The following is a 12,158-nucleotide window of genomic DNA, read 5'->3' as shown; positions in this document are numbered from 1 at the left end:
TCTTTCCTTTTCTCTAAGAATTTTTTACCGACCCCCAGTTTAACTGGGGGTTTAGTCATGCCTATTCGGCGTACAAATTATAAAAAGCCGCCCAACATCAGTTGAGCGGCTTTCACCATTCTGTTCAGAATTGTATGTAGTTTACATTGTGCCAGTGCTACCGATACCACCTGTACGGACACCTGTTGCATCGTCATCGTTTGTGAGTAGGTATTTAGAGAATATACCTTGCGCAACGCGTTCGCCTTTTTCAAGGGTAACGGTTTCTTTGCCAAAGTTTAGGAGGGCGATCATGATATGACCTTCATTCTCCTCATTATTGTAGTAATCGCTATCGATGATACCAGTACTATTCACAAGTGCAAGATGGCGTTTAATAGCCATGCTAGAACGGATATGAATAGCAAGATATTCGTCATACGCCATGAAAGCTTTAAGACCTGTTGGAACGAGTACTACTTGACCTGGTTCTAATGTAACAGCTTCAGCGCATTCAATATCGTAACCTGCGCTTTCTGTTGTTTTACGGGTTGGTAAATTGATATCTTGTTCTTCAAAAGCAGAAACTACTTCAAAGCCACGAATATCCATGTAACACCTCTTATTTTAAACAATCTTTACGGGACAAGTTGATACGGCCTTGTTTATCGATTTCGATAACTTTTACCATAATCTCATCACCTACATTTACTACATCTTCTACATTTTCAACGCGTTCTTTTGCAAGTTTGGAAATGTGTACAAGACCTTCTTTACCCGGTAATACCTCTACGAAAGCACCAAATGCCATCAAACGAGTTACTTTACCAAGGTATACTTCCCCTACTTCAACCTCTTTAGTAAGGTTTTCAATGATTTGTTGAGCTTTAGCAGCACCTTCTTGGTCTACAGAAGCAATGAATACTGTACCATCATCTTCGATGTCAATTTTTGCACCTGTTTCATCGATGATACCACGAATTACTTTACCGCCAGAACCGATTACATCGCGAATCTTATCTGGATCAATTTTCATTGTAATGATACGTGGAGCGTATTGAGACATTTGTTGACGTGGTTCAGCAATTGTATCAAGCATGATCCCCATAATATGCATACGACCTTTATGAGCTTGTTCTAATGCTTCATGAAGGATTTCACGGGACAAGCCGGAAATCTTGATATCCATTTGAATAGCAGTTACGCCTTTTGCTGTACCAGCAACCTTGAAGTCCATATCGCCAAGAGCATCTTCCATACCTTGAATATCTGTTAAGATTGTGTAGTGTTCACCTTGTGTTACAAGACCCATTGCGATACCAGCTACTGGAGCTTTAATAGGTACACCAGCATCCATCAAGGATAATGTGGAACCACATACGGATGCCATGGAGCTAGAGCCATTGGATTCCAATACTTCAGATACAAGACGCAATGCATATGGGAATTCTTCTTCACTAGGAATAACAGGTACCAATGCACGTTCAGCCAACGCACCATGACCAATTTCACGACGGCCAGGACCGCGGGAGGAACGAGTTTCACCTACGGAGAAGGATGGGAAATTATAGTGGTGAATATAACGTTTTTCTGTTTCTAAACCAATGCCATCAATTGTTTGAGTTTCAGACAATGGGGCTACAGTGGCTACGTTCAATACTTGAGTTTGACCACGTGTAAATAAGCCAGAACCATGTGTACGAGGTAATACACCTGTACGACAAGAGATAGGACGTACTTCATCAAGTTTACGGCCGTCTGGACGAATTTTTTCAACAGTAATCATATGACGAACGATTTCTTTTGTCATTGCATCAAATGCTTTATTTACATCCGCCAAGTTATCTGGGTAAATTTCTTCAAAGTGAGCTAATACATCAGTACGTACTTCGCTTTCTTGTGCATCACGTTGTTGTTTATCTGCACAACGAACTGCTGCATCAAGTTTATCATGACCATAGGTACGAACTGCATCAGCGATTTCAGCAGGCACGTCTTTACTTTCAAATACGCGTTTTTCCTTGCCTACTTTAGCTTTCATGTCTTCTTGGAAAGCTACGATTTTTTTGATTTCTTCATGAGCTGCCATGATAACTTCAAGAATAGTTTCTTCTGGAACCTCTTGAGCACCACCTTCAACCATGAGGATAGCATCTTTTGTACCAGCTACAACGATATTAAGGTCTGTTGCTTCCAATTGTTCTTTTGTTGGATTAACAACAAATTCACCATTGATACGGCCCATGCGAACACCTGCAATAGGACCATTCCAAGGAATATCAGAAATAGACAATGCTGCAGATGCACCAATCATACCACAGATTGCAGGATCACAATCTTGATCAACGGACATAACAGTTGCCACTACATGTACTTCATTGCGTACACCTTTATCAAATAATGGACGAATAGGACGGTCAATCAAACGGCTATTCAAAATCGCAGATTCAGGTGGACGTGCTTCACGTTTAATAAAGCCACCTGGTAAACGACCAACAGCATACATTTTTTCTTCATAGTCTACTGTAAGTGGGAAGAAATCGATATCCTTCGCCTCTTTAGAACCTGTAGCGGTAACGAGTACACGAGTATCGCCATAACCAACCATTACAGCACCGCCAGCTTGTTTTGCAAGTTCCCCAGTCTCGATCGTAAGCGTACGACCAGCTAGGTCCATTTGGAATTGTTCCATTCCTATTCCTCCTAAAAATCTTCTTATATGTATACCTTCTTATTATATATCATCAAGAAAAAATAAGCTAATTATTATAGCAATTAGCACAATAAAAAGGACAGAGTTGCCGCTCTGTCCTTTTTTCGTGTTGCCACAATAGATTATCGGCATTCGTTTCCCTTTGCCTATCGTTATTATAACATAGAGAAATCAAATAAAAAAAGCCGTCCTATGGGACGGCTAGTTTTATTATTTACGAAGACCAAGACGTTCGATAAGGGAACGGTAACGTTCGATATCTTTACGACGAAGGTAGTCAAGCATGTTACGGCGTTGACCAACCAATTTCAACAAACCACGACGGGAATGATGGTCTTTTTTGTGTTCTTTCAAGTGATCTGTTAAGTATTGGATGCGGCTTGTCAAAATCGCAACTTGTACTTCTGGAGAACCAGTGTCACCTTCATGAGTAGCGTATTCTTTAATTACTGCTAATTTAGCTTCTGTAGTTAACATTAATGTTACCTCCTAAAAAATAAATAATCCCGATAAGCTTAAGTAACCGTTGGAGATTCGAATACTTCGCTTACGATATGTCTTACGACCTTATTTAGTATACAGTATGTTCCGTAACTTGTAAAGATATGTCATAAATAAAAGAGGGCCACAGCCCTCTTCTATTATTTTGCACCAAGCATCATACGGTCACTTAATGCACCTTCACCAGCTACTTCAAATTTTTGTAATAAATCAGCAACTGTTAATTTTTTCTTTTCTTCCCCTTTTACATCATAAATAATGCGACCAGCATCCATCATGATGAGGCGATTACCAAAGCGCAATGCATCACGCATATTATGAGTAATCATAAGAGTTGTCAAATTATGTTCTGACACGAGTTTATCTGTTAATTGCAAAACATTTTCTGCAGTCTTAGGGTCAAGAGCCGCTGTATGTTCGTCTAGCAATAAAAGGTCAGGACGGAGCATAGTAGCCATCAATAATGTAATAGATTGGCGTTGACCACCAGATAATAAGCCCATACGAGCAGACAAACGGTCTTCAAGGCCTAAACCTAATAATGCAAGGCGTTCTTTAAAGAATGCTTGTTCACTATCTTTGAAAGCCCATTTAAGACCTAAGTTTTTACCACGGCGCATAGCAAGGATCAAGTTTTCCTCAATTTGCATATTACCGGCCGTACCAACCATAGGGTCTTGGAATACACGGCCAATGTATTTAGCACGTTTGTATTCTGGCATTTTTGTAACATCAATATCATTAATAGTAATGGAGCCTTCATCAACTGGGAACACACCAGCGATGGAGTTTAGCAACGTACTTTTACCAGCACCATTACCACCAATTACAGTACAGAAATCGCCTTCTTCTAATCGAAGATCAATACCTTGAAGAGCAGTTTTTTCATTGATTGTGCCCTTAAAGAAGGTTTTTACCATATTTTTTACTTCTAACATAGTGTCCTCCTTAACGAGCCAACCATTTTGCTTTTAATGTAGGCAAGGAAAGCGCGATGGCAACAAGAATAGCAGTGAATAATTTCAAATCGTTTGGTGGCATCCCCATATAGAGTACAGCCGCAATAACGATACGATATACGATAGAACCAAGTACTACAGCAATGAGGCTACGTACGAAGGATTTTGTACCAAATACTACCTCACCGATAATTACGGAAGCCAAGCCGATTACAATAGTACCAATACCCATACCTACGTCGGCAAAGCCTTGGAATTGACCAATCAATGCACCAGACATACCAACAAAACCATTGGAAATCAAAAGACCAAGAACGATCATATTGTCAGTATTTACACCTTGAGCACGAATCATTTGAGGGTTAACACCTGTAGCACGTAATGCTGTACCAATTTCTGTACCGAAGAACCAGAATAGTAATAAGCAAACTACAACAGCTACGATGATACCTACGATAGCTGCAGACCACATGTTTCCTGTGTGAAGTACACTACCGATAATTGTATAAATTGTATCCATACGAAGCAAGGACACGTTAGCTTTCCCCATAATATGAAGATTAATGGAGTATAAAGCAATCATTGTTAAGATACCAGCTAGCAATGCAGGGATCTTCAATTTAGTATGAATCCATCCTGTCACAGCACCTGCAGCCATACCGCCAATGCCGGCAATCAAGATAGATAGAATTGGGTTCATACCACTAGTAATTAAAATTGCAGAAATGGCCGCCCCCATTGGAAACGTACCTTCTACGGTTAAGTCAGCCACATCTAATACACGGAAGGTGATGAAAACACCAACCGCTAACAAAGACCATAAAAGGCCTGTTGTTATGGTGCCTACCACTAAATCTAACATCAAAATCTCCTCTATTGTTTCATATCTTTACGAAGTGCTTCAGGAATTGTGATACCTAATTTTTTAGCACGTTCTTCGTTAACAGTTAACTTAATATCCTTTTGTGTTTCAATGGCTAAATCAGAAATTTTAGCTTCACCAGAAAGCACTTTGGCAGCCATTAAACCAGTTTGATAACCTAATTTATAGTAGTCAACAGAATATGTTGCCACACCACCAGTCATTGTCATACCTTCATCGGCAGCAAATACTGGAATTTTAGCAGCATCAGTAATTTGAGCTAAGTTAGCCATAGCAGATGCCAATACATTATCAGTTGGTGTATAAATAGCTTGTACATCTTGGTTTACAAGATTTGTAGCGGCTTGTTGGATATCATTTACGTTAGAAACAGTTGCTTCTACAACAGTGATACCTTTAGTAGCTGCATAAGCTTTCATTTTTTCAACTTGAAGTTGGGAGTTGATTTCAGAAGATGTGTAAATTGCACCAATACGTTTTACATTTGGTACTAATGCAATAATAAGGTCAACCTCTTTTTCTACAGGTGTCATATCAGATGTACCAGATACATTGCCACCTGGATGTTCGTTAGATTGAACGAGTTTTGCTGTAACGTAGTCTGTAATAGCAGTACCCATGATAGGAATATCATGAGATGCATTTGCCATAGTTTGAGCTGCTGGCGTTGCAATGGCTAATACTAAATCCTTTTTATCAGATACGAATCGTTGAGCAATACTATTCAAATTAGATTGATCAGCTTGAGCATTTTGTTGGTCTAATTTGATGTTCTCTCCATCTTTATAACCTTTAGATGCAAGGCCATCAACAAAGCCTTTATTAGCAGCATCAAGGGATGGATGTTCTACCAATTGAATAACGCCGATTTTCTTTTGATCATTAGTTGCTGTGTTGGAACCGCAACCAGCTACCATAGCCATAATAGAGATAGCACTAAGTGCTACTGCAATACCTTTTTTCCAGTTCATATGTAACTCCTTACCAGTGTGTATTAAATCATAGTTGCTTTGTTCATCAATTCTTCTGGTAATGTGATGCCCAATTTTTGTAATTTATCTTTACTTACAACTAATTTAAATTCTTTTTGCATTTCAATAGGCATATCTTCAACTTTAGCTTCACCAGTTAAAATTTTAGCTGCCATTAAACCTGTTTGGTATCCAAGTTTGTAGTAATCTACGGACAAGGACATTACAGCACCACCTTTTACGTGGTTATCTTCGCCGCCAAATACAGGAATTTTTGCTGGGTCGGTAATCGCTACAAGATTGCTCATCGCAGAAGCTACAACATTATCTGTTGGTACATAAATTGCATCTACATGTTGAGATACAAGATTTTGTGCTGCTTGTTGAATATCGTTTACATTAGAAACGGTAACCTCTTCAACCTTGATACCTTTTGTAGCTGCATACGCTTTCATTTTCTCGACTTGAATTTGAGAGTTTACTTCACTAGAGCTATAAATAGTACCAATTGTCTTAGCATTTGGTAATACTTTTAAAATTAAATCAACTTGTTGTTCTACTGGGTTCATATCGGATGTACCAGATACATTACCACCTGGATGTTCATTAGATTTAACAAGTTTAGCTGCTTCATAATCAGTAATTGCAGTACCCAAGATTGGAATATCGTGAGTTGCATTTGCCATAGATTGAGCTGCTGGTGTTGCAATGGCTAAAATTAAGTTTTTACGATCAGATACAAAACGCTGTGCAATGCTGTTCAAATTAGATTGATCTGCTTGTGCATTTTGTTGGTCAAAGGTGATTTTATCAGCTAAGCCCTTTTCTTTTAAAGCATCAACAAAACCTTTGTTTGCTGCATCTAGTGCAGGATGTTCTACCAGTTGTACTACGCCAACCTTGTATTCACCATTAGATGTTGTTCCATTGGAGCCACAGCCTGTGAATGCCATCAATGCTGCCGCCGTGAGCGCTAGGGCAATACCTTTTTTTAAATTCATGGGGATTTCCTTCCTATCTGCAATGACTATAATACATCTATTATAAACAAATTTCTTTACTACATCAATGTAGCAGATTAAAGTATTTTACATTTGTCCATTTATAGGACACATAAAAATGTGAAATCCTCTTATTTTTCAAGTGATGCTAACATGTCTTCTGTTAGCTCATTAGCCGCTAAAATATAATCTTTAAGCGTCCCTTTATCGAGAGCGACCTTCATAACAGGAACTTCAAATGGGTCAAGGATGACACACATTAAAATTTCACCTGTTACATAATACCCAACAACAGCTTCCCCTTCTTCAGGATCTAATGTTTCACGTTTTACCATTACACAATAAGGTTTCATTACCTGTGCTGCAGCTTCTGCCACCTCTTCACGATTAGCAATATACTCTTCTGCCTTTGTTTCAGGAATATCAAAGATATCGACCTTTACCGTCTTAACCTCTGTAGCCTCTCCCTTAGCTGCCTCTATAGCTGCACCTAAATCTGTTTGCTTCATATATACCTCACATAGAATGGACTTTCACCATTGGTGAAAGCCCCATAAATTTAGATTGATTCATCTGCTGCATTTAAGAATGCAACGTAGCATCGTTTAGCCTCGTAAATATCGGCTTTGGATGTAACCTCCCATGGAGCATGCATGCTAAGCACGGCTACGCCACAGTCGATAACATTCATACCGTATAAGGCCATGATATACGCAATGGTACCACCACCGCCAAGGTCAACCTTACCAAGCTCTGCAGTTTGATATGTTACATTGTTAGATTCCATGACACGACGAATAAAGCCCATATATTCAGCATTCGCATCATTGGAACCAGATTTACCACGAGAACCAGTAAATTTATTGAACACAACACCCATACCTAGGTAAGATGCATTTTTCTTTTCGAAAGCAGATGCATATAGCGGGTCATAACCGGCACTAACATCGGAAGATAACATACGAGAATTTCCCAATGTACGTCGTACACTTACAGAATTAGGTTTGCCCATTAGGGTAAGCACTTCTGCTACTGCATTTTCAAAGAAGCGAGATTGCATACCTGTAGCTCCCACAGAACCAATTTCCTCTTTATCTACAAGCAAACAACAAGTTGTACGTTTTACATTGTCTACTTCAAGCATAGCCACTAAAGATGTGTACGCACAAACGCGATCATCTTGACCATAAGCCATAACCATAGAACGGTCAAAGCCCATATCACGAGCCTTGCCTGCTGGTACGATCTCGAGTTCTGCAGATAATAAATCACGTTCTACAAAGCCATATTCTTTTTCAAGAAGGTTATTAATAAATTTAGTAACCCCTTCTTTTTCTTCATCTTTTACAGGACGGCTACCAATAAGTAAATCGAGGGCCTCCCCTTCAATTACCTTCGCTGCATTCTTTTGCATTTGTTCTTGTCCCAAATGAGGTAACAAATCTGTAATGCAGAATACAGGATCATTTTCCTTATCGCCAATATTAATGTTGATACGTGTACCATCTGTTTTAACTACTACGCCATGAATAGCGAGAGGCATGGCAACCCAATGGTATTTCTTAATGCCCCCATAATAATGGGTATCCCAAAATACTAAATTACTATCTTCATATTGTGGGTTTTGCTTTACATCGATACGTGGAGAGTCAATATGAGCACCTAAAATATTCATACCAAATTCAATATCATCGGTACCAATGTTAAACAAAGCAATGGATTTATCCATATGTGTGTAATAAATCTTGTCACCTGCTTTAATTGGTGTATTGGATTTAATAATATCTTTTAAGTTTACATATCCTTTAGCTTCTGCAAATTCAACAGCTTGTACAACGCATTCACGTTCTGTTTTACCATTATCTAAAAATTGACGATATGTATCACTTAAGGCATATACCTTTTCCATTGTGGCATCATTATAATTATGCCAAGCATATTTACGTTCCATAATCTATCCTTTCTATAAGCTCACAGTTTAACCGTTACGGCTCTATCATTGTGAACCTGTATTAACATCATTATTTTTGGCGGTCCTTTTCAAGTTCCGCCTTGCGAAATTCTAAATATTTTCGCTCTTTTTCTCGATTGATTTCAGACTTCTGAGTATATAGAGAACGAATTTCGTCCGTACAATGGGTTAATACCTTTGTAACGTAGAATTTTGTACTACCGGACTTAATCGTATATTTTCCAACTTTAAGTTGCACTGCAAAATCGCCGTGTTTCGGACAAACGCCGATGGCGAGATGCTTGTCCCCTTGTAATCGTTCAGGCCTAGTCATTTCTAACCGTGTCTGACAATATGGACAAAACGATAATCGAACCCGTCTATCATGAACGATACGTTTCTTCTCAGGGAAGTTTTCATACATAAAAAATGTCAAAATCGGTGGATATAAGAAAGGATTACTGCTTTCCTTTCGAATTTGATCATAATGTAAAATACCTTGTGGTATATCTAATTTTTGACATATATGTGCCGTAAACACAGCATCATGTAACGCATTATGAGCTGATAAATGCTCGGTAGATATATTAAGATCCTCCATGGCATGCGCTACAGAATACTGTTGACTTGTACCATATCGTTGATAGGAGTAAATCATCTGTGCATCAACCCATTGATCATAAGATAGAGCTTTCATCCTATGAAGCATCAGGTTTTCACGCAATATGAGAATGTCATCAGAACCCCAAGATAACAGCATATACTCATCACCACACCAGTTTTGAAAGTACTGCATAGCAGTCTTAAATGGTACACCATGATCGAGCTCTCGAGATGTAATACCAGTTAATTCACGGACATGTTTATGCATCCGTGGCAGGTATTGTGGTTTGATGAACATTGTAAAATGATCTACAATGTCCATCTTTTCATTCAGTTTTACCGCTCCGATTTGAATGATTTCCCCTGTTAACGGCATTTTTGTGCGCTTCATAAAGCTAATATCATTGCTATAGGGCTGATTCCACTCTAAATCAAATACAATATAGTTCATATGTTTATTTCGATTCTGAAAGCAACGTTTCCGCTGCTTTAATGACCTGTTCTTCAAAAATTACGGACAAACCTTTGTAATTTCCTTCTTTAATAATCTTCTTCATGCTTTTACCAACCTCATAGGAGTCCATCGTTTCAAGAACGATAGCATGAGCTTGGTACGGACCATAAAAGAATGGGTTTGATGGACCGTAAAGCGCCACAATTGGCACCTTTTGGCTGATGGCCACATGCATAGGACCAGAGTCATTTGTAATCAATAGATTACAGCGGCTCATTGCCGCCGCCAACGGTCCTAACTGGAATTTTCCGGTAGCCACAATCGGTTTCGTTTCCATTTGTTCTACTACAGGTTGCACCATTTCGAGATCCATAGGGCCGCCAAAGAATACTGTTTTATACCCTAAATGACCGAAATAATCAGCTACATGGGCAAATCGTTCAGCAGGCCAGCGTTTCTCAGGAACAGCACTACCAATATTAAAACCGATGAGCGTATCACTATCTGTTAAACCATGACTAGCATAGAACTCCTGAGCCTCACGGCGCCATGCCTCACAAGTTTCAATATGTAAACCAGAGTTAGAAATATCCGTTACACCTAATTGTTCTAGTACATTGATGTACATATCTGCAGCGTGGCGAGTTTTACGGTCTAGACGGGTATACTTTGTCATAAACGGTCTAAATAAAAAATGACTCATACCAGTCGTAATGGGCGCATGAATCTTCCAGGCTAAATAGGAAGTACGTTCATTAGGATGTAAATTGATAACGATATCAGGTTTACCCTTTGCATTAATCTCTCGAGCTATCTCATTGAGCCCAGAAATACTATTATGACGCCCCTTTTTATCTACAACGATAAGTTCATCAATATTTGGATTATATTGCATCACTTGTTGCAGTTTTTCATCTATTACATATGTAATATGACTATGTGGAGCCGCTTTACGTAGCACCTCTAAGAATGGAGTCGTTAAAATAACATCACCTAAGTGCATAAGAAAGGTGACCACAATGCGTTTATAATCGAGTTCCATTACAGTTCCTTTCCAAGTACTTGTTCATATACTGACCATACTGCATCTACTGGAATTTGAGCCATACAATCCGGATCATCTACGAGCGGCTGCTCAGGCGTAGCCTTTGATGTGGGTGAAATAATCAGATGTACATGACTGCCTCCGTATGGACCAGTTCGTTTCGGAGATGTGGTTCCAAATAGTGCAATCAAAGGGCGCTTAAGAGCATTTGCAATATGCAAAGGCCCCGTATCAGCACTGATAAAAATTTCACAATGTCGAATCAATTCAATCAATTCTGGCATAGATGTAGATCCTACTAAATTGACAAGATTCTTATTTTTTACATAGTTTTCTATGAAAGCTCCTTTTTCTGCATCATCAGGAGCCCCGGCAATAATAACTTTTTTACCAGACTCACATAAACGGATACATAGCTCTCCAAAGTTAAGGAGAGGCCATTCCTTAATAATCCAGCGAGCACCAGGTACAACAACTATATAATCTTCGTCAACGCCATGACAGGCTAACTTCTCTTTTACGGACTTCTCAGCATCTACGTAGGCAGGCATAGGAAATTCTATACTATCTACGTCACCACCGAGGGCTCGAACAGTATCTAAATAGCGTTCAATGACATGGTCGTATTTATGCTCACCTACTAGTGCTTTATTGACTAAATTACTACCTTCCCGAAGCTCCCAATAACCATATTTATCAGGAGCCCCAGATAGTAAAGATACAATGGCGCTCTTCGCAATACATTGTAAGTCCAATGTCATATCAAAGTGACGACTATGTAACTCCTTACGTAATTGCCATAGATAGGCAGGTTTTTTAAGTTGTTTCTTGTCGATAATGATGACATCATCCACCCATGGTGTACCAGGCAGAAGGCTAGCAAATTGCTCATGAATAGCCCAGGTAATATGCGCATTAGGCCAATTTTTACGCACTGCATACAAGGTAGGTAATGCATGAATCACATCACCTAAGGAACTCATCTTAATGATGAGTATGTTCTTGTAGTCTTTCATATAGCCTCCCAAGATACAACACCACAACTAAACAACCTTATATCACCTTAAACTAGACTCAAGTTAAAGGTAAAACAATGTA

At 39.1% G+C, this 12,158-nt stretch carries 12 protein-coding genes; all 12 read right to left on the bottom strand.

The features are described from left to right. Nucleotides 1-141 precede the first annotated feature (141 nt). The 12 genes from dut to ACSV5T_RS06855 all read right to left on the bottom strand — a co-directional run bounded on the left by dut (nt 142) and on the right by ACSV5T_RS06855 (nt 12,076). The gene (dut, locus tag ACSV5T_RS06910) at nt 142-591 is read right to left on the bottom strand and encodes a dUTP diphosphatase (protein ID WP_005386875.1); all 450 of its coding nucleotides are present in this window, start codon (nt 589-591) and stop codon (nt 142-144) included. Between the two features lie 10 nt (nt 592-601). Beyond that, entirely contained in the window at nt 602-2,671 is a 2,070-nt protein-coding gene (locus ACSV5T_RS06905; protein WP_438320622.1) for a polyribonucleotide nucleotidyltransferase, read from the bottom strand. A gap of 231 nt (nt 2,672-2,902) precedes the next feature. Continuing rightward, nucleotides 2,903-3,169 carry a 30S ribosomal protein S15 gene (rpsO, locus tag ACSV5T_RS06900; protein WP_005386879.1) on the bottom strand — a complete coding sequence of 89 codons (267 nt, stop codon included), beginning with the start codon at nt 3,167-3,169 and terminating at the stop codon, nt 2,903-2,905. Between the two features lie 164 nt (nt 3,170-3,333). Next, the gene (locus tag ACSV5T_RS06895; protein WP_295825027.1) at nt 3,334-4,131 is read right to left on the bottom strand and encodes an ABC transporter ATP-binding protein; all 798 of its coding nucleotides are present in this window, start codon (nt 4,129-4,131) and stop codon (nt 3,334-3,336) included. 10 nt (nt 4,132-4,141) lie between these two features. Continuing rightward, entirely contained in the window at nt 4,142-5,014 is an 873-nt protein-coding gene (locus tag ACSV5T_RS06890) for an ABC transporter permease (RefSeq protein WP_438320620.1), read from the bottom strand. 11 nt (nt 5,015-5,025) lie between these two features. Further along, on the bottom strand, nt 5,026-6,006 hold the full coding sequence (locus tag ACSV5T_RS06885) for an ABC transporter substrate-binding protein (protein WP_178885117.1): 981 nt from the start codon (nt 6,004-6,006) through the stop codon (nt 5,026-5,028). A gap of 23 nt (nt 6,007-6,029) precedes the next feature. Then, nucleotides 6,030-7,007, bottom strand: a complete 978-nt coding sequence (locus ACSV5T_RS06880) for an ABC transporter substrate-binding protein (RefSeq protein WP_438320618.1) — start codon at nt 7,005-7,007, stop codon at nt 6,030-6,032. A gap of 131 nt (nt 7,008-7,138) precedes the next feature. Next, nucleotides 7,139-7,516 carry a hypothetical protein gene (locus tag ACSV5T_RS06875; protein WP_295825029.1) on the bottom strand — a complete coding sequence of 126 codons (378 nt, stop codon included), beginning with the start codon at nt 7,514-7,516 and terminating at the stop codon, nt 7,139-7,141. Nucleotides 7,517-7,566: 50 nt separating this feature from the next. Then, nucleotides 7,567-8,958 (bottom strand): aminopeptidase, encoded by a 1,392-nt coding sequence (locus ACSV5T_RS06870; protein WP_438320617.1) that lies wholly within the window; start codon nt 8,956-8,958, stop codon nt 7,567-7,569. 70 nt (nt 8,959-9,028) lie between these two features. Then, nucleotides 9,029-10,012, bottom strand: coding sequence for an exonuclease domain-containing protein (locus tag ACSV5T_RS06865; RefSeq protein WP_438320615.1), 984 nt, complete (start codon nt 10,010-10,012; stop codon nt 9,029-9,031). A 4-nt stretch (nt 10,013-10,016) separates the two neighbouring features. Then, nucleotides 10,017-11,057 carry a glycosyltransferase family 9 protein gene (locus ACSV5T_RS06860; protein WP_438320614.1) on the bottom strand — a complete coding sequence of 347 codons (1,041 nt, stop codon included), beginning with the start codon at nt 11,055-11,057 and terminating at the stop codon, nt 10,017-10,019. Then, nucleotides 11,057-12,076 (bottom strand): glycosyltransferase family 9 protein, encoded by a 1,020-nt coding sequence (locus tag ACSV5T_RS06855; protein ID WP_438320612.1) that lies wholly within the window; start codon nt 12,074-12,076, stop codon nt 11,057-11,059. Before ACSV5T_RS06855 ends, ACSV5T_RS06860 begins: the two co-directional genes overlap by 1 nt. Nucleotides 12,077-12,158 lie beyond the last annotated feature (82 nt).

Source organism: Veillonella sp. ZSJB6 (genome assembly GCF_051549505.1).
GTDB lineage: Bacteria > Bacillota > Negativicutes > Veillonellales > Veillonellaceae > Veillonella.
The sequence above is the reverse complement of the archived record's forward strand: the minus strand, read 5'-3'. Positions and strand labels throughout refer to the sequence as shown.